Source organism: Actinoplanes sp. NPDC019969, assembly GCF_055562375.1.
The window spans coordinates 439583-459802 of sequence record NZ_JBVHFK010000002.1 but is presented as its reverse complement, the minus strand read 5'-3'; the positions used below and the strand labels follow the sequence as shown (position 1 = coordinate 459802).

22 protein-coding genes and 1 tRNA gene are annotated in these 20220 nt (G+C 71.3%); 19 read left to right on the top strand and 4 right to left on the bottom strand.

Going from position 1 to position 20220, the window contains the following annotated elements:
• Positions 1 to 3 precede the first annotated feature (3 nt).
• Both ACZ3II_RS08630 and ACZ3II_RS08625 read left to right on the top strand, forming a co-directional pair.
• Positions 4 to 507 carry a DUF501 domain-containing protein gene (locus tag ACZ3II_RS08630; protein ID WP_465516992.1) on the top strand — a complete coding sequence of 168 codons (504 nt, stop codon included), beginning with the start codon at positions 4 to 6 and terminating at the stop codon, positions 505 to 507.
• Entirely contained in the window at positions 504 to 998 is a 495-nt protein-coding gene (locus ACZ3II_RS08625; RefSeq protein WP_465516991.1) for an amino-acid N-acetyltransferase, read from the top strand. Before ACZ3II_RS08630 ends, ACZ3II_RS08625 begins: the two co-directional genes overlap by 4 nt.
• Here ACZ3II_RS08625 and ACZ3II_RS08620 read toward each other — a convergent pair.
• On the bottom strand, positions 952 to 2043 hold the full coding sequence (locus ACZ3II_RS08620; RefSeq protein ID WP_465516990.1) for an RNA-guided endonuclease InsQ/TnpB family protein: 1092 nt from the start codon (positions 2041 to 2043) through the stop codon (positions 952 to 954). The two genes, ACZ3II_RS08625 and ACZ3II_RS08620, sit on opposite strands and share 47 nt — an antisense overlap.
• 203 nt (positions 2044 to 2246) lie before the next feature.
• On the opposite strand from ACZ3II_RS08620, the gene ACZ3II_RS08615 reads away from it, so the two are divergent.
• The 14 genes from ACZ3II_RS08615 to ACZ3II_RS08550 all read left to right on the top strand — a co-directional run bounded on the left by ACZ3II_RS08615 (position 2247) and on the right by ACZ3II_RS08550 (position 13671).
• Positions 2247 to 3161, top strand: a complete 915-nt coding sequence (locus tag ACZ3II_RS08615; protein ID WP_465516989.1) for a Ppx/GppA phosphatase family protein — start codon at positions 2247 to 2249, stop codon at positions 3159 to 3161.
• A gap of 275 nt (positions 3162 to 3436) precedes the next feature.
• Positions 3437 to 4105 carry an LppU/SCO3897 family protein gene (locus ACZ3II_RS08610; protein ID WP_465516988.1) on the top strand — a complete coding sequence of 223 codons (669 nt, stop codon included), beginning with the start codon at positions 3437 to 3439 and terminating at the stop codon, positions 4103 to 4105.
• Positions 4106 to 4201: 96 nt separating this feature from the next.
• The gene (locus ACZ3II_RS08605; RefSeq protein ID WP_465516987.1) at positions 4202 to 4531 is read left to right on the top strand and encodes a PadR family transcriptional regulator; all 330 of its coding nucleotides are present in this window, start codon (positions 4202 to 4204) and stop codon (positions 4529 to 4531) included.
• Positions 4528 to 5577, top strand: a complete 1050-nt coding sequence (locus ACZ3II_RS08600) for an HAAS signaling domain-containing protein (protein WP_465516986.1) — start codon at positions 4528 to 4530, stop codon at positions 5575 to 5577. Before ACZ3II_RS08605 ends, ACZ3II_RS08600 begins: the two co-directional genes overlap by 4 nt.
• A 48-nt stretch (positions 5578 to 5625) precedes the next feature.
• Complete coding sequence (locus tag ACZ3II_RS08595) at positions 5626 to 6378, top strand: uracil-DNA glycosylase (protein ID WP_465516985.1); 753 nt, start codon at positions 5626 to 5628, stop codon at positions 6376 to 6378.
• A gap of 42 nt (positions 6379 to 6420) precedes the next feature.
• Positions 6421 to 7125 (top strand): DUF4129 domain-containing protein, encoded by a 705-nt coding sequence (locus ACZ3II_RS08590; protein ID WP_465516984.1) that lies wholly within the window; start codon positions 6421 to 6423, stop codon positions 7123 to 7125.
• Entirely contained in the window at positions 7122 to 7703 is a 582-nt protein-coding gene (locus ACZ3II_RS08585; RefSeq protein WP_465516983.1) for a hypothetical protein, read from the top strand. The genes ACZ3II_RS08590 and ACZ3II_RS08585 overlap by 4 nt, the downstream gene beginning before the upstream one ends.
• A 13-nt stretch (positions 7704 to 7716) precedes the next feature.
• The gene (locus tag ACZ3II_RS08580) at positions 7717 to 8706 is read left to right on the top strand and encodes an AAA family ATPase (RefSeq protein WP_465516982.1); all 990 of its coding nucleotides are present in this window, start codon (positions 7717 to 7719) and stop codon (positions 8704 to 8706) included.
• Positions 8699 to 10054: a DUF58 domain-containing protein gene (locus ACZ3II_RS08575; protein ID WP_465516981.1), complete on the top strand. Its 1356-nt coding sequence runs from the start codon at positions 8699 to 8701 to the stop codon at positions 10052 to 10054. Before ACZ3II_RS08580 ends, ACZ3II_RS08575 begins: the two co-directional genes overlap by 8 nt.
• A gap of 1 nt (position 10055) precedes the next feature.
• Entirely contained in the window at positions 10056 to 10622 is a 567-nt protein-coding gene (locus tag ACZ3II_RS08570) for a hypothetical protein (RefSeq protein ID WP_465516980.1), read from the top strand.
• A gap of 87 nt (positions 10623 to 10709) precedes the next feature.
• A complete protein-coding gene (locus tag ACZ3II_RS08565) occupies positions 10710 to 12083 on the top strand; it encodes an NAD(P)/FAD-dependent oxidoreductase (RefSeq protein WP_465516979.1) in 1374 nt (457 codons plus the stop codon).
• Between the two features lie 56 nt (positions 12084 to 12139).
• Positions 12140 to 12221, top strand: a tRNA-Leu gene (locus ACZ3II_RS08560).
• Between the two features lie 179 nt (positions 12222 to 12400).
• The gene (locus ACZ3II_RS08555) at positions 12401 to 13249 is read left to right on the top strand and encodes a Bax inhibitor-1/YccA family protein (protein WP_465516978.1); all 849 of its coding nucleotides are present in this window, start codon (positions 12401 to 12403) and stop codon (positions 13247 to 13249) included.
• A 113-nt stretch (positions 13250 to 13362) separates the two neighbouring features.
• Positions 13363 to 13671, top strand: coding sequence for a hypothetical protein (locus ACZ3II_RS08550; protein ID WP_465516977.1), 309 nt, complete (start codon positions 13363 to 13365; stop codon positions 13669 to 13671).
• A gap of 732 nt (positions 13672 to 14403) precedes the next feature.
• On the opposite strand, the gene ACZ3II_RS08545 is transcribed toward ACZ3II_RS08550, so the two are convergent.
• The 3 genes from ACZ3II_RS08545 to ACZ3II_RS08535 form a co-directional block, all read right to left on the bottom strand.
• The gene (locus ACZ3II_RS08545; RefSeq protein ID WP_465516976.1) at positions 14404 to 15648 is read right to left on the bottom strand and encodes an acetyl-CoA C-acetyltransferase; all 1245 of its coding nucleotides are present in this window, start codon (positions 15646 to 15648) and stop codon (positions 14404 to 14406) included.
• A gap of 65 nt (positions 15649 to 15713) precedes the next feature.
• A complete protein-coding gene (locus ACZ3II_RS08540) occupies positions 15714 to 16502 on the bottom strand; it encodes an SGNH/GDSL hydrolase family protein (RefSeq protein ID WP_465516975.1) in 789 nt (262 codons plus the stop codon).
• Between the two features lie 16 nt (positions 16503 to 16518).
• Positions 16519 to 17535, bottom strand: a complete 1017-nt coding sequence (locus ACZ3II_RS08535; RefSeq protein WP_465516974.1) for an SGNH/GDSL hydrolase family protein — start codon at positions 17533 to 17535, stop codon at positions 16519 to 16521.
• 146 nt (positions 17536 to 17681) lie between these two features.
• On the opposite strand from ACZ3II_RS08535, the gene ACZ3II_RS08530 reads away from it, so the two are divergent.
• The 3 genes from ACZ3II_RS08530 (at position 17682) to ACZ3II_RS08520 (ending at position 19884) form a co-directional block, all read left to right on the top strand.
• Positions 17682 to 18026 carry a YkvA family protein gene (locus ACZ3II_RS08530; RefSeq protein WP_465516973.1) on the top strand — a complete coding sequence of 115 codons (345 nt, stop codon included), beginning with the start codon at positions 17682 to 17684 and terminating at the stop codon, positions 18024 to 18026.
• Positions 18027 to 18029: 3 nt separating this feature from the next.
• The gene (locus tag ACZ3II_RS08525; RefSeq protein WP_465516972.1) at positions 18030 to 19388 is read left to right on the top strand and encodes a cystathionine beta-synthase; all 1359 of its coding nucleotides are present in this window, start codon (positions 18030 to 18032) and stop codon (positions 19386 to 19388) included.
• A 166-nt stretch (positions 19389 to 19554) separates the two neighbouring features.
• Positions 19555 to 19884 carry a hypothetical protein gene (locus tag ACZ3II_RS08520; RefSeq protein WP_465516971.1) on the top strand — a complete coding sequence of 110 codons (330 nt, stop codon included), beginning with the start codon at positions 19555 to 19557 and terminating at the stop codon, positions 19882 to 19884.
• The last annotated feature ends 336 nt before the right edge of the window (positions 19885 to 20220 follow it).

The window sequence follows — 20220 nt, the reverse complement described above, 5'->3', positions numbered from 1 at the left end:
CCCATGGACGAACCCACACCCGCCGACCTCGACATCGTGGCGGCCCAGCTCGGCCGCCGCCCGCGCGGCACCCGCGCCGTCGCCCACCGCTGCCCGTGCGGCAACCCCGACGTGGTGGAGACCTCGCCCCGCCTCGACGACGGCACGCCGTTCCCGACCCTGTTCTACCTGACCTGCCCGCACGCCACCGCCGCGTGCAGCCGCCTGGAGTCGGCCGGGGTCATGCGGGACATGCAGGAGCGGCTCAGCACCGATCCGGAGCTGGCGCAGAGGTACGCGGCCGCGCACCAGGACTATCTGGACCGGCGGACCGCCATCGACGACGTGCCGGAGATCAAGAACGTGTCGGCCGGCGGCATGCCGGACCGGGTCAAGTGCCTGCACGTCCACCTCGGTCACGCGCTCGCCGCCGGGCGTGGCGTCAACCCGTTCGGTGACGAGGTCCGCGACGCGATCGAGCCGTACTGGGCCGGTGGCCCCTGCGTCCGGATCGCGGCCGACGAGTGATCATCCGCAGGGCCAGGACCGGGGACATCCGGGCGATCCGGTCCCTGGTGGACACGTACACCACCGATCGCCGGCTGCTCAGCAAGGCCACCGTCACCCTGTACGAGCAGGTGCAGGAGTTCTGGGTGGCCGAGGACGAGACCGGGCGGGTCGCCGGGTGCGGCGCGCTGCACGTGATGTGGGAGGACCTCGCCGAGATCCGGACCGTCGCTGTCGACCCCGCCCTGCGCGGTCGGAAGATCGGTCACAAGATCGTCGCCGCGCTCCTGGACCAGGCACGGGAGCTGGGCGTACGCCGGGTCTTCTGCCTCACCTTCGAGACCCGGTTCTTCGCCTCGTTCGGGTTCACCGAGATCGACGGGGCGCCGGTGCCGCACCCGGTCTACGAGCAACTGCTCCGGTCGTACGACGAAGGTGTCGCCGAATTCCTCGACCTGGAACGGGTCAAGCCGAACACGCTGGGGAACAAGAGAATGCTGCTGCATCTTTGACGACATCCCCACGGATGAACTCGGGGGATTTCTCAGCTCGGACTGCACCTGCTCCACCGTCCCGGAAGGCGGCGATCCGATGTCTGACGTCGTCGGCACCGGCACGGTCGCGTTCAGCCGTGGCGAGGATCGTCCGCGCGGCGTCGAGGTCACGGTGCGCGGTGTAGCCGCAGGCCGCGCACTCGAAGACTCGTACACCCAGTCCGAGGCGGTGATCGGCTCTCTCACCGCATCTGGAGCAGGTCATCGTGGTGTAAGCGGGCGGTATCAGCACCACCTTCCGGCCCGCCCGCACACCACGTTCTTTCAACTCTCGTTTGCATGCCCCGATCGCTGCGTCGGCGGCCTTACGGGCCATCCGCGTCTCGACGAGGACCTGTGGTTTGAGGTCTTCGACAGCGATCAGGCTGTGATGGTCGACGACGCCCTTGGCCCAGACGCGGGCGTCGTGAGTGTTCCGCCGGGCCGCCTTCTTCGCGATTCGGGCGGCTTGGCGTTTGGCTTGGTGGTAGCCCTTCGACTGCGGACGGCCCTTCGGTCCACGGCGTCGGGCCATTGTGCGTTGGGCCTTGGCCAGCTCGGCGGCGCAGCGACGGCGGTGCCCGAGGTGCGGCAGATCGTAGGCCGGGTCGGTGGTGGTGGCGGTGGTTGTCACGCCCCAGTCGATGCCGATGCCTGGCAGGTCAACCTCGCCAGTTGTGGCCGTCTCGCGGCGGACCACGAAGGATGCGTACCAGTGGCCGAGGTTGTCACGGTAGACGCGGACGCTGGTCGGCTTCGAGGGGAGTTCGCGGGACCAGACGACCGGGACGATCACCTTGCCAGGCAGATGGAGTCGGTTGTTCTTGATCGAGAAACCCCGGGTGGTGTATTGCAGGCTCGGCCGTGCGTCCTTCTTGCGCTTCCTCTTCGGCCGGCCCCGGCCCTTGATCGTGAACGAGTGGTCGAGGGCGGTGCCGTAGGTGCGCAGTGTCTGCTGCTGGGCGACCTGGGAGCCTACGCGCAGCGCACCGTCTCGGTCACGCAGCCACTGTACGCGAGACACCTTGCTCTTTGCGCCTCCGGAAGGGCTTGATTGAGTATCTCGAGTTCCGCATGCCCGAACCCTTGGGCAACAGCAACCTCGTCGCCGACGTCGGCGACGCAATCCTGGAGACCGTGAAGAGGAATGTCGAGAATCAGCGCAACGCCTGACCGGACGCTCGTCCGCCCTGAGCTGACGTCGGGGTCGTCCACGGAGGGATCTCGATGAGCGCCCGGGTGGCCGCCGTCGACTGCGGCACGAACGCGATCCGGCTGCTGATCGCGGACGTGGCCGGGGACGGGCTGACCGACGTGTCCCGGCGGATGGAGATCGTCCGGCTCGGTGAGGGCGTGGACCGGACCGGGATGCTGGCCCCGGAGGCGATCGAGCGTACCCGCAAGGCTCTTCTGGGCTATGCCGCCGAGATCGCCGAGCTCGGTGTCTCCCGGGTGCGGATGTGCGCGACCTCGGCCAGCCGGGACGCCTCCAACGCGCAGGACTTCCGGGACATGGTCCGCGGCGTGCTCGGCATCGACCCGGAGGTGATCACCGGCGCCCAGGAGGCGCAGCTCTCCTTCGACGGCGCGGTGCGCGGCCTCGACGCCGAGGGCCCCTACCTGGTGTTCGACCTGGGCGGCGGCTCCACCGAGTTCGTCACCGGCACCCGCGGCGTCGAGCAGTCGATCTCGATGGACATCGGCTGTGTCCGGATGACCGAGCGGCACCTGCACAGCGATCCGCCCACGGCGGCGGAGATCGCGGCGGCCGAGGCGGATGTGGCGAAGGCGGTGGACACGGCCCTGGCGGCCGTTTCCGGCCGGGCGGCGCGGACGCTGGTCGGGCTCGCCGGGACGGTCACGACCGTCACGGCTCTGGCTCACGACCTTGAGGTGTACGACTCCGCGCGCATCCACCACAGCCGGGTCGACGCGGCGGCCGTGACCCGTGTCACCGACGAGCTTCTGGCGATGACCGTGGCCGAACGTCTCGCCCTGCCGGTGATGCACCCGGGGCGGGCGGATGTGATCGGGGCGGGCGCTCTCATCATGAAGTCGATCATCGAGCGCTCGGGTCACGACTTCGTGATCGCCTCGGAGCACGACATCCTCGACGGCATCGCCTTCGGTCTGGTCGGCTAGCTCGCGCTTCGCCCGTGGCGGGCCGGCTCCCGGTTGGTCCGGCCTGCTCCTTCGGCGTGCCTTCCTTCGGCTCGGTCTACCCCTTCGACCTGCCCTTTCCGGCTCGGCCGGCTTCGAGTCCGCCCGTGGATCGGCTCGGCCGGGTGGCTAACTGGCAGAAACCGACCAGTTGGCTGAAAGGAAGCTGGGAGGGGGATAACGCGGAGGCGACGGCGGTGGCTATCCTCGCGTGCCGGCCATCGGTGCCGGCGCGACCCCTCGAAAGGAACGCCCCGATGACCGACCCGGTGATGCCGCCCCAGTCCGGCGCGCCGTCCAACCCGCCCCCGCCCGCCGGTGGCCAGGGTTATCCCGCGCCGAACGCCGGTGGCCAGGGTTACCCCGTACCGAACGCCGGTGGCCAGGGTTACCCCGCGCCGAACGCGGCCGGCCAGGGCTTCCCGCCGCCGAACAACGGTGGCCAGGGCTTCCCGCCGCCCGGCGATGGTTTCGCGCCGCTGCCGCCGCCGAACGCCGGTGGCTCGGGCTACCCGGCGCCCGCCGCCGCGTCTCCCTTCGAGCAGCCGAAGAAGAAGGGCTTCAAGAAGTTCCTCGGCTTCGGCGGCGCCATCGGCATCGCGGTGATCGTCGGGCTGATCAAGTTCGGGCTCGCCTCCGGTGTCAGCGCCGCGGTGGCCGAGGACAAGACGGCCGACGCCAAGGCCGGCAGCTGCATCGCGGTCAAGCAGACCGTGACCGAGAAGACGACCGAGGTGGACGCCGAGACCGTCGACTGCGCCTCGAAGGACGCCAAGTTCACCGTCGTCGGCAAGGTCCCGGGCACCACCGACCTGAACAGCACCGCCTGCGACAAGTTCTTCAAGGAGACCGACGACGCGGCGCTGCTGCAGGGCGGCGGCGAGGGCAAGGACGGTTACCTGCTCTGCGTGATCACGAAGAAGTAGAACCTCGAAAAGGGCGGAGCGGTCGCTCCGCCCTTTTTCGTCGCCGCGGTAGTGCGCTGTTGACGCTACTTCGGATTGCGCAGTAGTGTGCTCCGCGTGGATGCGACCCAGCTACTGAAGGGTGTCCTCGACCTGGCCGTCCTGGCCGTGCTGCGCGACGAGGACGGCTACGGCTACGACATCCTGCGCCGCCTGCGGGCCGCCGGCCTGGAGGAGGTCGGTGACGCCTCGGTCTACGGCACGTTGCGCCGGCTCTTCAACGCCGGCCTGCTGAACAGCTACGTGGTGCCCAGCGACGAGGGCCCGCACCGGAAGTACTACGCGCTCAACGACGCCGGCCGCGCCGAGCTGCAACGCTCCGGCAAGGTCTGGCAGGGCTTCGCATCGATCATGGAAGATCTGCTTCGCGAGCGGGGGAAGGCGTGAACCTCACGGCACAGGACGAGATCGCCGGCTACGTCGAGGGCGTCCGGCAGGCGCTCGCCGGCGTGCCGGCCGGGATCCGTGACGAGCTCCTCGAGGACCTGCCCGAGCATCTGGCCGAGGTCCTGGCGGAGGGCGGCGGGTCGCTCACCGAGCGGCTGGGGCCACCGGAGGCGTACGCGGCGGAGCTGATCGCCAGCGCGGGCATCCCGGCCGCCGGCACGCTGCCGCCCGGGAGCCGGTCGCGCCTCGCGGATCAGGCCGCCGAGACGGCCGCGCGGCACCGAGCCCGGCTCCGGGCCTTCCTGGACCGGGCCGACGTACGGATCGGCCCGCTGCTCGGCTACCCCCGGGCCGGTGACTTCCTGGTGCTCCTGCGGCCCGCCTGGTGGGTGCTCCGGGGCTATCTGGCAGCCATGGCGTTCGCTGTCGTCGTGGGCGACCGGGGCACCCCGCCCGGCCTGCTGCCGCGGGTCGGCGGGGACGATCTCATCGACTACCTCGTGGCCGTCATGATCCTGGCCCTCGGTGTCCTCGGCTCGGTCTGGCTGGGCCGCCGGGCGGCTCCGGCGGGGCGGTGGCGGCGGCGGGCGCTCCGGTTCGGCAGCGCGTTCCTGGTGCTGTTCGCGGTGATCGGTTTCCTCGAGGTGGACTCGGCCGCTCAGCAGGACCCGTACCAGGAGGTCGGCTACAACGGCGGGCCGTTCGGGAACCTCGACGACGTCTACGTCTACGACGGGCGGGGGCAGCTTCTCACCGGCGTGCATCTCTACGACAAGTACGGCAGCCCGATCCTTCTCGGCGACGGCTACTGCTACGACGAGACCGCCGGGGTGGGGTACGAGAGCCGCGCCATGGGCTACCCCCAGTGCCCTGACACGCCGCCGTTCGACAAGAACGGCCCGGACCCTCGCGCCACCACGCCTCCGCCGGCGCCGGGCACCCCGGAACCCACCACCACGACGACCGGGCCGGGCGCGTCGGAACCGGCTGCCGCGCCCAGCGCCTCGGCGCCCGCCACACCGAGCGTCCCCGTCGCGCCGCGCTGACGCCGACCCGGGTGCGGGCGGCTTGTGCCGGGATGTTGTGCTGATCGGGTGCTCCCGTCCGGCGCGTCCGCGCGTACCCCCGAGGAAGTCGCCACGCAAGCAGCCGAAGCCGCCTCGCTGACCTCGCTCGACGCCCGCATCGCGGATTGTTTCGCCTGCCCGCGCCTGGTCGCCTGGCGCACCGACGTGGCCGTGACCAAGCGTGCCGCGTTCCGTGACCAGGATTACTGGGGCCGTCCGCTGCCGGGTTTCGGGCCGGCCGACGCCGAGATCGCGATCCTCGGGCTGGCGCCTGCCGCGCACGGCGGCAACCGCACCGGCCGGATCTTCACCGGCGACCGTTCCGGCGACGTGCTGTTCGCCGCGCTGCACCGGGCCGGCCTGGCGAATCAGCCGACCAGTGTGTCCGCCGACGACGGCCTGGCGCTGCGGCACACCCGGATCTTCGCGGCGGTGCGCTGCGCCCCGCCGGACAACAAACCGCTGCCCGAGGAACGCGACACCTGCGCTCCCTGGGCCCAGCGCGAGCTGCAACTGGTTCGGCCGACACTGCGGGTGGTGGTGGCGCTCGGCGGTTTCGCCTGGGCCGCCTGGTGGCCGGCGATGATCAAGACCTATGGGGTACGCCCACCGGTCCCGCGCCCGAAATTCGGCCACGGCGCCCAGGTCAGCGTGCCCGGCGCACCGGTTCTGCTGGGGTGCTTCCATGTCAGCCAGCAGAACACCTTCACCGGCCGGCTGACCCCGGTGATGCTGGACGAGGTGTTCGGCCGTGCGAAGGATCTGGCGGGTTTGGCATGATGCGAGCGCCGACAATCCTCGAGTCACGGATCTGAGCCCCGCATGGACTTCGCCGCGCTCCGCCGATGGTGGCCCCTGGCCGCCGTCCTCGGGCTGCTCTTCGTGATCGCCCTGGCCGCCACCCGGTCCGAGCCACAGCTGGACCAGATCCAGCCGCAGTCGACGGTCACCACCCGGCCGCCGCTGCTCCCGCCCCGCCCGAGTGTCGAGCCCAGCGCCCGCCCGGTGCCCGAGCCGGCCCAGGGCCTGCCCGACTGGGTGGGCACCGCCACCCTGGCCGTGCTCGGCGCCGGCGCGCTGCTGATGGTGGCCGGCCTGTGCTGGGCGCTGATCCGCGACTACCTGCGGCGCCGTCCCGCGCGGACCGGCCGCCGGATCGAGGGGCGCCGTCCGCAGCGCACCGCCGAGGACCTGGTCGCCGCGCTCGACGCCGGCCTGGAGGAGTTGTCCGACACCGACCGTGATCCGCGCCGGGCGGTGATCGCCTGCTGGGTCCGGCTGGAGGACGCGGCCGCCGCGGCGGGCACGCCACGGCATCCCGGTGACAGCCCCACCGACTACGTCGGGCGGCTGCTGGCCGAGCAGCGGGTCGACGCCGGGGTGCTGGCGGCCCTGCTGGCGGTCTACCGGGAGGCGCGGTACGCGACGCACACCGTCGACGACCAGATGCGGCAGCAGGCCCGGTCCGCGCTGGAACGCCTGCGCGCCGACCTGGGGGCCGCCCGCTCGCCGGAGGTGCTCTCATGAGTGACGGCGGACTCGACGATCTGTTCGGGGCGGCCGAGGGCCGGTACCGGACCGAGGACCCGGCGGAGCCGGGCGGCCGGCGCCGGTCGCTCGCCGTCACCCTGATCGGCAACGCCGTGATCATCGGCCTGGCCGCGGTGGTGATCGTCGCCGGGCTGCGGATGCTCGGGCTGACCATCTCGCTGTTGCTGCTCCTGGCCCTGCTGACCGGGTTGCGCCTGCTGATCCACGCGGTGTCGGTGGTCGCCCCGCCGCCCACGCCGCGGCTGCGGTCCCGGATCGGCTCGAACGCCGGCCCGGCCGTGGACGCGCTCCGGGCCGCGGTCCGCCGATGGGAGAAAAACCTCGACCGGGCCCACTCGGATCCGGATCTGTATACGCGTAACGTTCTGCCGGTGCTCGCGGAACTCACCGACGAACGGCTGCGGCTGCGGCACGGGATCACCCGCGCCACCGACCCACGCCGGGCGCGGGAGCTTCTCGGCGACGATCTATGGTCGGCGCTGTCCCAGCCGGCCCGCCGGGCGTTGAAGGCGCGGGACATCGAGACATACCTAGACACCATGGAACGACTGTGAGAAAGGTGCGCCGGTGACGCAGGCTCTTCCCCCGTACGAGGTCGGGCGGCTGGCCGGGGCGGTCCTCGACTCGGTCGGCTCCGTCGTGGTGGGCAAGCGGGACTCGCTGGAGCTGGTGCTCGCCGGGATCCTGGCCGGTGGCCACGTGCTGCTGGAGGACATGCCGGGCCTCGGCAAGACACTGACCGCCCGGTGCTTCGCGCAGGCGCTCGGGCTGGACTTCCGCCGCCTGCAGTTCACCCCCGACCTGCTGCCCGCCGACGTCACCGGCTCGTTCCTGTACGACCAGCGCAAGGGCGACTTCGCCTTCCGGGCCGGCCCGGTCTTCACCAACATGCTGCTGGCCGACGAGATCAACCGGACGCCGCCGAAGACCCAGTCCGCCCTGCTCGAGGCGATGCAGGAGAAGCAGGTCTCGGTCGAGGGCGTCACCTACCGGCTGGACCCGCCGTTCCACGTGATCGCGACGGCCAACCCGATCGAGTACGAGGGCACGTACCCCCTGCCCGAGGCCCAGCTGGACCGGTTCCTGCTGCGGGTGTCGTTCGGCTACCCGACGGCGGACGAGGAGTGGTCGGTGCTCCAGCGCCGGATGTCCCGCCGCCAGGAGGAGGCCACCCTCAGCCCGGTCGTCGACGCCCGGACCCTCCAGGCGATGCAGGCCGCCCTGGAGTCGGTGGCCGTCGAGGACTCGATCGGCCGCTACATCGTCGCGCTCGCCTCGGCCACCCGGGAGCACGGCGCGGTGCTGGTCGGCTCGTCGCCGCGTGGCTCGCTGGCCCTGCTGCTGCTGGCCCGTGCCCGGGCCGCGATGGCCGGCCGGGACTACGTGGTTCCGGAGGACGTGAAGGACGTGGCGATCCCGGCGCTGGCCCACCGGATCACCCTGCGCCCGGAGATGTGGCTGCGCCAGGTGAACCCGTCGTTCGTGGTCCAGGAGGTGCTCACCGCGGTGCCGGCCCCGGCCAGCGGGGCGCTCCCGACGTACGCGCGGCATGACTGACCTGCCGCTGCTGCGCCCCGCCGTGCCCGCCGAGGGCGCGGGTGAGACGCAGTCCGGGCCGCTCTGGCAGCCCACCCGGGCGCTGGGCCGATCGGTGCTGCTCACCGGCTTGCTCCTGCTGCTCGGCGTGGCGCTGGGCCGGGTCGACCTGGTGCTGCTCGCGGCGCCGTTCGCGATCGGCGCCGCGATCAACCTGCGCCGGGTGCCGGCCGCGGCGCCGGAGATCACCATCCGGGCCGACGAGGCGCACCTGGTCGAGGGCGGCGAGGTGGACGCCGGGCTGACCGTCGCCAACCCCGACGCGATCGGCTACGACCTGGTCGTCGTCCGGACCCGGACCTCGCCCTGGCTGAAGCTGGAGCACGCGGACCGGCCGTTCGCCATCACCGTGTCCGCCGACGGCTGGGCCGCCATCGACCTGCCCGGCGAGGCGACCCGCTGGGGCCGGCAGGACGTCGGCCCGGCCGCCGCCCGCGCCGCCGCCTGCGGTGGCCTGCTGGCCTGCCGCCCGGTGGTCACCCCGGCCCGGGGCGTCCGGGTCTATCCGGTCACCGAGCCGTTCAACGCCGTCGAGTCGATGCCCGCCGCGGCCGGCCTGGTCGGCGCGCACCGGTCCCGGCGCCCGGGTGAGGGCGGAGAACTCGCCGGGGTCCGGCAGTTCGCCCCCGGCGACCGGCTGCGCCGCATCGACTGGCGGGTCTCGCTGCGGACCCGCGACCTGCACGTCGCCTCGACCCTGTCGGACCGGGACGCCGAGGTGCTGCTGCTGCTCGACGTGCTGGGCGAGATCGGCCTCTCCGGCGGGGTACGCGGCGGCTCGTCGGTGCTGGACACCACGGTCCGGGCCGCGGCCGCGATCGCCGAGCACTACCTGCACCGGGGCGACCGGGTCTCGCTGCTGGAGTACGGCGCGACCGCCCGCCGGCTGCGCCCCGCCTCCGGCCGCCGGCAGTACCTGACCGTCCTGGAGTGGCTGCTCGACGTCCGGCCCGACCCGGCCGAGACCGAGCAGTACGAGAACGTCTTCGGCGCCCACCACGTCTCCTCGTCCGCGCTGGTCGTGGTGCTCACCCCGCTGGTCGACCCGCGGGCCGCCGACATGCTCGCCCAGCTCACCCAGTCCGGCCGTTACGTGGTGGCCGTCGACACCCTGCCGCCGGAGGCCGCGCCGCCGGTGAAGAACCAGTGGACCGCCATGTCGACCCGGCTGTGGCGGATCGAACGGGAGAACGTTCTGGGCCGGTTGCGCGAGCACGGCGTTCCGGTGGTGGCCTGGGCCGGCGCCGGCAGCCTCGACCTGGTGCTGCGCGACGTGGCCCGGCTGGCTTCGGTCCCGAGGGGGCACTGACATGCCGAGGCGGTTCACCAGCCCGGTGCAGCGGTGGCAGACCGCGGCGCAGCGGGCCACCGCGGTGCCGTTCATCATCCGCTGCGGCATCCTCCTCACCGGCCTGCTCGCCGTCGGCGTGGCCTGGCCGGCCGAGATGCTGTCCAGCCCGCGGTTCATGAGCCTCGTCGTGGCGGCGGTGATCTGGCCGGCGGTGGCCCCCCGGGGCAAGGGTGGCACCGCGGCGGCGCTCGCCGTGATCGCCGGCTGGCTCATCGACACCGCGGGGTTCGGCGCCCCGGTCGCGCTGTGGCGGGTGCTGGCCCTGGCGACGCTGCTCTATCTGGCGCACACCCTGACCGCTCTGGCGGCGGTCCTGCCGTACGACGCCATGGTCAAGCTGGACGTGCCCGCCCTCTGGCTGGGCCGCGCCCTGATCGTGGTGCTGATCTCCGCCGTGGTGATCGTCCTGGCCCTCGGACTCACCGCTGACCTGGGCGGAGACGCTTTCCAGGTTGCCACGCTCGTCGGCCTCGCGGCAGCCGCCGCGGTGACGATCCTCCTAGCACGTATGACCCGGCGCGAGTGAATTCTGAGTGTTACGTCACTTGACTTCCGCCGTTGTGATCGTCACAGAACGGCGCATGAGACGGCCCTCGCGCGCGACAATAGGGGCGTGAATCCGCCGCGCGTAGTCGTCGTAGGAGCAGGTCACGTCGGGCTTTACGCTGCCCTCCGCCTGTCCAAGAAGCTGAACCGCAATCGGGCTGAGGTCGTCGTCATCGACCCTGTTCCTCACATGACTTACCAGCCGTTCCTGCCTGAGGCAGCGGCTGGGAACATCTCGCCGCGACACGCCGTGGTGCCGCTGCGCCGTGAGTTGAAGAAGTGCCGCATCGTCTCCGGTGAGGTGACGAAGGTCGAGCACGCTCGCAAGACCGTCACCGTCCAGCCGATCGACGGCCCGGCCTACGAGATGGAGTACGACCACATCATCGTGGCGCCGGGCTCCGTCTCCCGCACGCTGCCGATCCCCGGCCTCAGCGACATGGGCATCGGCCTCAAGACCATCGGCGAGGCCATCTACCTCCGCAACCACATCCTCGACCGGCTGGACGTCGCCGCCGCGACGCCCGACGAGGAGGTTCGCAAGGCCTCGCTGAACTTCGTGTTCGTGGGTGGCGGCTTCGCCGGCATCGAGGCGCTCGCCGAGATGCAGGACGTGGTCGCCGACGCGCTGAAGTACTACCCCGAGCTGGACCCCAAGGAGGTCCACTTCATCCTGGTCGAGGCCAGCAACCGGATCCTGCCCGAGGTGGGCCCGGAGATGGGCGCCTACACCGCGCGCCAGCTCGCCGGCCGGGGCGTCGACCTGCGCCTGAGCACCTTCCTGCAGTCCTGCGTCGACGGGCAGATCGTGCTGTCCGACGGTGACACGTTCCGGGCCGAGACGCTGGTCTGGACCGCCGGTGTCAAGCCGTCGCCGATGCTGGCCAACACCGACCTGCCGCTGGGCCCGAAGGGCCACGTCAACTGCCTGCCCACCCTCCAGGTGGCGGACAACGAGACCAGCGAGCCGCTCGAGGGCGCCTGGTCCGCCGGTGACTGCGCCCAGGTCCCCGACCTGACCAACCCGGGCGGCTGGTGCTCCCCGAGCGCCCAGCACGCCGTCCGGCAGGCCAAGGTGCTCGCCGACAACATCGCCCAGGTGATCCTCGGCGGCGCCCCCAAGGAGTACCGCCACAAGCACGTCGGCGGCGTCGCCGGCCTGGGCATCAACAAGGGTGTCGCGCACGTCTACGGCATCAAGGTCAAGGGTTACCCGGCGTGGCTGATGCACCGCTTCTACCATGTCAGCCGGATCCCGTCGTTCAACCGCAAGGTGCGCGTGCTCGCCGACTGGGTGCTCGCGTTCCTGCTCAAGCGGGAGACCGTGGCCCTCGGCCAGCTGCACCACCCCCGTGAGGAGTTCACCGAGGTGACCCCGCCGGTGGCGCTGCCCGCCGAGAAGCCCGCCGCGGAGAAGAAGGTGGGCGCCGGGTCCCGCTGATCGGGCCAATGCCGTTTCCACTGCCTGGGCGGCACCAGCTACGGTGTTTCCAGGCCGCCCGGGTGGTGGAATGGCAGACACGGCCGCCTTAAAAGCGGCTGCCCAAAAGGCGTGCGGGTTCGAGACCCGCCCCGGGCACGTCCAGCGCGGTCGCGGCGTCACGCCGCGACCGCGATCTTGTTCACATGGGCCCTGACCAGCACCGACACGAGGCATTTTCAGCCTGCTCACAGGTTCCGGGTGCGGCGGGATGTGGACGGACGGCTTACCCTTGAACGACAGGCATAGCGCCTTGACCTCAAGGGAGGCTGGAAACAGTGAAGACTTCCAACCCGGTGCTCTCGCGCCTCGGCCAGGCGGCCGAGCGGGAGCGTACTGCCGGGTACGGGCCGTATGGCCAGGCCCCGCAACCGGGTTATGGTCAGCCCGGTTACGGCCAGCCCGGTTACGGTGACCCCTACCCCACGGCCACCGGCTACCCCGCCGCTCCGCCGGCCGTCGCGCCGATGACCATTGACGACGTCGTCGTCAAGACCGTTGCGCTCCTCGGCATCACCGGCGCCTCCGCGGCCGCCGCCTGGACCCTCGTCCCGGACACCGCCCTCACCGCCGCCGCGTTCGGCGCCGCGATGGTCGGCCTGGTCCTGGGCCTGGTCATCTCCTTCATGCGGATGGCCAACCCGGCGCTCGTGATCGCTTACGCGGTCATCGAGGGCGCGTTCGTCGGCCTGATCAGCAAGGCTTTCGAGAGCTTCTACTCGGGCATCGTCATGCAGGCGGTGATCGCCACCTTCGGTGTCTTCTTCGTGATGGCCGGCCTCTACAAGGCCCGTGTCATCCGGGCGACGCCGAAGTTCGTCCGCGGCATGATCGCCATCATGGCCGGTCTCTTCGCGGTCATGATGATCAACCTGGTGCTGTCGCTCTTCGGCGTCAACACCGGCCTGCGTGACAGCGGCGCGCTGGGCATCGGCTTCAGCCTGGTCTGCATCGTGGTCGCCTCGTTGAGCTTCATCCTGAACTTCAACGAGATCGAGGAGGGCGTGCGGATGGGTCTGCCGCGCCGCTACTCCTGGACGGCGGCGTTCGGCATCCTGGTCGGTCTCATCTGGCTCTACATCGAGATCCTCCGCCTGCTGAGCTACTTCCAAGGCGGCGACGACTGACGGTTCGTCCGTCGTCACCAGCAGCGCCCGGCCCGTCTCCCCGCGGACCGGGCGTTGCCCCGAAGCCCGTCCCACGCGGACGGGCTTCGCCCGTTTCCGGGTATCGTCGCCGCGTGCCCGACTTCGCCACCTCCATCGAGCGTCTCCTCACCAAGATCCATCACTGGGACGAGCCGCGGTGGCGCACCTCACATCCCGCCGGGGGCACCCGTTCCGAGCTGGTGCGCACCCTCGTGCAGACCCTGGCCGACCTCGGCGCCGAGGCGGAGGGCCGCCCGCAGCGCCCGGTCCCGCACCTCCACGACCTGGTCCTGAGCGACCAGCTGCGGGTCCTCGCCGACGACCTGCTCGCGGCCGCTCCCGCCGCGGCGCTGCTCGACCGCGCCACCACCGCCGTCGACGAGGTCCGCCTGACCCTCTGACCCACCGGCCACCCCGGCCGGCTGTTTCGCCGCCCCGGAGACAGTCGGCCGGCCCGGGAGCATGGTGACGTCCGTCCGAGAGCCGGACTGGTTGTCATAACTGTCTCGCGACCTGAAGACAGTCGTGAGGGCCGGCCCAATCCTGGAGCTGGTCGTCTTGCCGGCCTGGCGCCATTGGTGACGTCAGCCTGCAGCCGGCCGGGTTGTCATGACCGTCTTGCTGGTCCGGAGACAGCCATGAGGGCCAGCCGCCGGGAACCCCGGGGTAGTACAACCGGCTTGGAAACGACCATGACCGCCAGACCGGCGGGTTGTGAGGCTGTCTCCGGGCGATTGAGGTAGCCCCTGACGACCAGTCGCTTGAGATCTTGGGGTGCGGTGTCCGGTTGAGAATTCGGGGCTGCAGGGAGCCTGGGGCCGGACCGAGGGGCTGAACCGGGCCGCCCGGAGCGGTGTCTTCCAGCGCACCATCCGCCCAGAGCGGCGCCTACTAGAGCGGCGCCTACTAGAGCGGTGCTTTAGAAGCATTGCGTGCCAGGGCTGGACCGTTCAGGGCTGGTACCCGCTCAAGCTGGTACCCGTTCGGAGCTGTGCGGTCCGGGAAGGGGCGCCGGGCCGGTGTCGCCGGGGCGGCGGGGTCCGGAGGGGAGTTACGGCGTACCCGGGCAAGGGTTTTGAAAAGCAGCGGGCCCGGCACGTGGTGCGACGTGCCGGGCCCGAGATGGTGGGAGATCAGCTGAGGCGTTCGATGATCAGGGCCATGCCCTGGCCGCCGCCGACGCACATGGTCTCCAGGCCGATCGACTTGTCGTGCCAGTCGAGGGAGTTCAGCAGGGTGCCGGTGATGCGGGCGCCGGTCATGCCGAACGGGTGGCCGACGGCGATCGCGCCGCCGTTGACGTTGAGTTTTTCGATCGGGATGCCGAGGTCCTGGTACGACGGGATCACCTGGGCGGCGAACGCCTCGTTGATCTCGACCAGGTCGACGTCGCCGATGCTCATGCCGGCGCGCTTGAGGGCCTGCTTCGACGCCTCGACGGGGCCCAGGCCCATGATCTCCGGGGAGAGGGCGGTCACGCCGGTGGAGACGATCCGGGCGAGCGGGGTGATGCCGAGCTCACGGGCCTTGGTGTCGCTCATGATGACCAGGGCGGCGGCGCCGTCGTTGAGCGGGCAGCAGTTGCCGGCGGTGACCCGGCCGTCCTCCCGGAAAACCGGCTTGAGCTGGGACACCGCGTCGATGGTGACGCCGGCGCGGGGGCCGTCGTCCTTCGACACCACGGTGCCGTCGGGCAGGGTGATCGGGGTGATCTCCCGCTCCCAGAAGCCGTTGGCGATGGCCTTCTCGGCGAGGTTCTGCGAGCGTACGCCGAACTCGTCCATCTCCGCGCGGGAGATGTTCTTGATCTGGGCGAGGTTCTCCGCGGTGTAGCCCATCCCGATGTAGATGTCCGGGAGCAGGCCGTCCTCACGCGGGTCGTGCCAGGTGGTGCCGTTCTTCGCGGAGATCTGGGTGCGGGCCTGCGCCTCGTTGAAAGCCGGGTTGGTCCACGGGCCGCCGACCAGCGCCTGCGCCTCCGAGGGCAGGCCGTCGGAGGAGCCGCGGGCGAACCGGGAGACGGTCTCCACACCGGCGGAGATGAAGATGTCGCCCTCGCCGGCCTTGATGGCGTGGAAGGCCATCCGGGTGGTCTGCAGGGAGGACGAGCAGTAGCGGGTCACGGTGGCGCCGGGCAGGCCGTCCAGGCCCAGCTTGGTGGCGACCACGCGGCCCATGTTGAAGCCCTGCTCGCCGCCGGGCAGGCCGCAGCCGAGGTAGAGGTCCTCGACGAGGGTGCGGTCGAGCTGCGGGACCTTGGAGAGGGCGGCGTCGACGATGGTGGTGGCGAGATCGTCGGGGCGCAGATCCTTCAGCGAGCCCTTGTGGGCGCGGCCGATGGGGGAGCGGGCAGTGGCGACGATGACAGCTTCCGGCATGGCCCCAGTTTACTCGCCAGTAACATAACCGGAAGTGCTAATTTCTCACACTCAGTGAAATAACTTCAGACACCGGTCATGGCGGCCTTCGCGACCGCGGGGTAGAGGGCGTGGGCCCACACCCGGTAGCCGTCGGCGGACGGGTGGAAGCCGTCGTAGCAGAGCGTCCCCGCATCGGCCCGGAACACCGCCCCCGTCTCGGCGGCCAGGTCGACCACCACCCCGCCGGCATCGGTGACCGCCTTGGCCTGCGCCCGCGCCATCCGGCGGCCCATCAGCCCGGCGATCTGCCGCAGCGGCGGCGCCATCGAACGGGACGCGCCCAGATCCGGGCAGGTGCCGACGACCACCTGGACGCCCGCCGAGCGGAGCCGGCGAACGGCCTGGGCGAGCTGGCCGGCGGCGTCCTCCGGGGCCCGGCCGGAGGCCGCGTCGTAGGCGCCGATCAGGATCACCGCCACGTCCGGCCGGTCGCCGAGCAGCGAACGGGCGACCTGGGTGGCGAGATCGCTGGACCGTGACCCGGCCACCCCGACGCTGGAGAGCAGCACGTGCCGCTGCCCGGTCTCGGTGCCGCCGTCGGCCAGCAGCCGGGCGAGCTGGCCGCCGACCGTGTCGGACAGCCACTCCACGCCGACGCCGACCGCGGCGGAGTCGCCGAGCAGCACCAGGCGCAGCGGTGGCGCGTTCTGTGGGCCCATCGAGGTGCGCAGGGCGAGACCCATCGTGGGTTTCGCGTAGCGGCGCGCCTTGGCGGCGAGCAGCTCACCGGTGATCAGGGCGACGCCGCCCACCACACCGGCCAGCAGGCTCGTGGCCGCGGCCCTGCTCAGTCGTTCCGGCAGCCCAGCCATGTCCCGCCTCCCTGCGTCAGCCGACCTGATGATCCTCTGGGGTATACCCTACGGCCCCGCCGGCGGAGTCACCGCTGGGAACGGGAGCGGCAGCCGCCGGCCGGAACCAGCGGTAGCGCCGCATCCGCGCCCACGGGCCCGCCGGGGCGACCTCGGTGCCCGGCGCGCGGACCGCCTCGTCGGCCGCCTCGGGCAGGGCGCGGACGTCCTCGGCCACCGGGAGGGTGACCCGGTCGTCCGTGCCGAGCACGGCCATGACGGTCGGCATCATCACGGATACCGCCCTGGCGTACCCCTCGGCGGACGGGTGGAAACGATCGGCGCTGTACATCCGCACCGGATCGGCCTCGAACATCGCGCCGAGCAGGCTGCCCAGCGACACCGTACGCCCGCCGGCCTCGACCACCGCGACGGTTTGTGCGGCGGCCAGCTGCCGGCTCCATCGCCGGGCCAGCCAGCGCAGCGGCGGTTTGATCGGCTTGATCGCGCCCAGGTCGGGGCAGGTGCCGACGACCACCCGGCAGCCCGCGGCGCGCAGCCGGCGCACCGCGTCACCCAGATGACGGACGGCGGCCGGCTGGGCCGACAGGTGCGTGACGTCGTTGCCCCCGATCATGATGATCGCGAGGTCCGGCTCGTATTCCAGGGCGGCGTCCACCTGGTACGGCAGGCCGGCGGAGACACAGCCGACCACGGCCAGCCGGTGCAGGCGGACCGGTCGGCGCACGCGGCGGGAGATGCCGGTGGCGAAGAGCGCGCCGGGCGTCTCGCGGGGGCGGTGCACACCGTAGCCCGCGGCCGACGAGTCGCCCAGGATCACCAGCTCGAGTGGTTTCCCACCGAACTTGGCGCCGTAGACGCCGTCACCGCGCGGCGGTGGGGCCTCGGCCATCGGGATCACCCGGCGGGCCTCGGCGGCCTGTCGCATCAGCAGCCCGGCGGACAGCGCCGTCAACCCCGCCGCTGCACCGGCGACGCGCCCGGCGGTTTTGATCCAGCGCCAGTGGACATCTGGTACCTCGATGGTGCTCATAAGTGCTCCCTCGCTGTCGCTCGAAGGGAACCATCCGGCTCGCCCATGATCGGCGGGTGGGGTCGGAATTCGAGGCTAACTCGCGATGGCGAGAGGCAATCATGGCGCGCCCAGGTCATGCTTGAGTGGCGGAAAGGGGAACAGGGATGGCCAAAACGTTGAAACGTGCGGCGGCGATGACGGCTCTGGCCCGGGCGCTGACGGCCGGGAACCGGGGTGGGCCGTCGCTGGCCCAGCGGCTCGGGGCCCTGCCGAGGATGTGCCTGGCGAGTGTGCGCGGGCACTACGACGGCGGTCTGCGCCTGGCCATGATGGCCGCCGCGACCGCCTATGTGGTGACCCCGATCGACGCCGTTCCCGAGTTGCTGGTCGGGCCGTTCGGCCTGATCGACGACGCGGTCGCGGTGACCTGGCTGGCCGGCGCGATCCTCGCCGAGACCGAGCGGTTCCTGGAGTGGGAACGGAGCCGGGTGACTCTGGGCGTAAAGTGAGTCGTGCGCTATTACGACAACGTGGTCGAGATCATCGGTAACACCCCGCTGATCCGGCTGAACAGCGTGACCGAAGGCATCAGTGCCACAGTGCTGGCCAAGGTCGAGTACATGAACCCCGGCGGCTCGGTCAAGGACCGGATCGCGCTGCGGATGGTGGAGGACGCCGAGAAGGCGGGCCTCCTCAAACCCGGTGGCACGATCGTCGAGCCGACCAGCGGCAACACCGGTGTCGGCCTGGCCCTCGTGGCGCAGCGGCGCGGTTACAAGTGCGTCTTCGTGTGCCCCGACAAGGTCAGCGAGGACAAGCAGAACGTGCTCCGGGCGTACGGCGCCGAGGTGGTGGTCTGCCCGACCGCCGTCGCCCCGGAGGACCCGCGCTCCTACTACAACGTCTCCGACCAGCTCACCCGGGACATTCCCGGGGCCTGGAAACCCGACCAGTACAGCAATCCGGCCAACCCGCGCTCACACTACGAGCAGACCGGCCCGGAGCTCTGGGAGCAGACCGCCGGGAAGATCACCCACTTCGTCGCGGGCGTCGGCACCGGCGGCACCATCACCGGGGTCGGGCGCTATCTGAAAGAGCAGGGTGACGTACGCGTCATCGGCGCCGACCCGGAAGGCTCCGTCTACTCCGGCGGGACCGGCCGGCCGTACCTGGTGGAGGGTGTCGGCGAGGACTTCTGGCCGACCGCGTACGACACCTCGGTCACCGATGAGGTGATCAAGGTGAGCGACTCGGACTCGTTCGAGATGACCCGCCGCCTGGCCCGCGAGGAGGGCCTGCTGGTCGGCGGCTCGTGCGGGATGGCCGTGGTGGCCGCGCTCGAGGTGGCGCGCAAGGCCGGCCCCGACGACGTGGTCGTGGTGCTGCTGCCGGACGGCGGCCGGGGCTACCTTTCGAAGATCTTCAACGACAAATGGATGGCGCGGTACGGGTTCCTGCGTACCCAGGAGGGCACCCCCACGGTGGCCGACGCCCTGGCCGGCAAGGCCGCCGGGATCCCGCCGCTGATCCACGTGCACCCGACCGAGACGGTGCGCGACGCCATCGACTACATGCGGGAGTACGGCGTCAGCCAGCTCCCGGTCCTCAAGGCCGAGCCGCCGGTCGTCACCGGCGAGGTGGCCGGCTCCATCTCGGAGAAGGCGCTGCTCGACGCGCTCTTCACCGGCCAGGCCCACCTGCACGACACGATCGAACGGCACATGAGCGACCCGCTGCCGATGATCGGCGGGGGCGAGCCGGTTGCCGAGGCGGTCTCCCTTCTGGAGAAGGGCGACGCCGCGATGGTCCTGGTCGACGGCAAGCCCGCCGGCGTCCTGACCCGCCAGGATCTGCTGGCCCACCTGTCCTGAAGCACGACGCGACGGCGCCTGCCCTTCGGGTGGGCGCCGTCGCCGTTTCATGGATCGTCACGGATAGTCGCCGTAGTCGCACAGACAGTCCGACCGGAGGATGGTCTGCTGGGGTTGTATGTGTCGTGACGGAGCTATGAGCCACTCCCGGACGAAGGGGTAGGGAATGGTCGACGTCGACGAGGCGGCGCCCGCCGACATCGTGGACCGCCTGCTGTGGCGGGACGCGCAGCAGATGCTCGGCCGCCACACGGCGGCCGGCCCGGACGGTGACTGCGTCTGGTGCGGATGGCGCTGGCCGTGTTCGGCCCGGCGCCTGGCCGAGCGTGCCGACGCGGTCGCTCGCCGGCCCTGGCGTGAGGCGTGGACACTGCGGCACGACCTCAACAGCATGCGTGAACTGCCCGGCCGGCGAGCCGGGACGGAGGAGATCGGGAACCGGTACGCCGCCGGCCCGTACCACCGCAACGACGACCACCGGAGGTACCAGGCCTGACCAGAGACCCCGACGTCGCCGACAACACTTGACCGTCCCCCGGCAAGTACGGCTTCCCGGCCCGGTCGACGTCGCCCAGCGGTGACACCGGCGCGCCCCGCCAGCGTTCCGGTATCCCGCGCCCAGACCCGCCCTAGAACCCGGATCCCAGATCAGCACGCCTCCGCTGATCGAGCGCCTCCGGCCAGGCGCATCCGGCTCGGGCGGGGCGGTGGGCGGGAGCACGCGATCACAGGTTCCCCCGCATTCACTCGGTCGCGTGTTCCCGCCCAACCAGCAGGGTCACGGAACGCCCGTCGCATCCCACCGCGACGGGCGTTCCGTGTGTCCTACCCC

Coding starts and splice junctions, on each gene's coding strand:
- ACZ3II_RS08630 (WP_465516992.1), top strand. CDS start 4: ATGGACGAACCCACACCCGCCGACCTCGACATCGTGGCGGCCCAGCTC.
- ACZ3II_RS08615 (WP_465516989.1), top strand. CDS start 2,247: ATGAGCGCCCGGGTGGCCGCCGTCGACTGCGGCACGAACGCGATCCGG.
- ACZ3II_RS08610 (WP_465516988.1), top strand. CDS start 3,437: ATGACCGACCCGGTGATGCCGCCCCAGTCCGGCGCGCCGTCCAACCCG.
- ACZ3II_RS08590 (WP_465516984.1), top strand. CDS start 6,421: ATGGACTTCGCCGCGCTCCGCCGATGGTGGCCCCTGGCCGCCGTCCTC.
- ACZ3II_RS08585 (WP_465516983.1), top strand. CDS start 7,122: ATGAGTGACGGCGGACTCGACGATCTGTTCGGGGCGGCCGAGGGCCGG.
- ACZ3II_RS08575 (WP_465516981.1), top strand. CDS start 8,699: ATGACTGACCTGCCGCTGCTGCGCCCCGCCGTGCCCGCCGAGGGCGCG.
- ACZ3II_RS08570 (WP_465516980.1), top strand. CDS start 10,056: ATGCCGAGGCGGTTCACCAGCCCGGTGCAGCGGTGGCAGACCGCGGCG.
- ACZ3II_RS08545 (WP_465516976.1), bottom strand. CDS start 15,648: ATGCCGGAAGCTGTCATCGTCGCCACTGCCCGCTCCCCCATCGGCCGC.
- ACZ3II_RS08540 (WP_465516975.1), bottom strand. CDS start 16,502: ATGGCTGGGCTGCCGGAACGACTGAGCAGGGCCGCGGCCACGAGCCTG.
- ACZ3II_RS08535 (WP_465516974.1), bottom strand. CDS start 17,535: ATGAGCACCATCGAGGTACCAGATGTCCACTGGCGCTGGATCAAAACC.
- ACZ3II_RS08530 (WP_465516973.1), top strand. CDS start 17,682: ATGGCCAAAACGTTGAAACGTGCGGCGGCGATGACGGCTCTGGCCCGG.
- ACZ3II_RS08520 (WP_465516971.1), top strand. CDS start 19,555: ATGGTCGACGTCGACGAGGCGGCGCCCGCCGACATCGTGGACCGCCTG.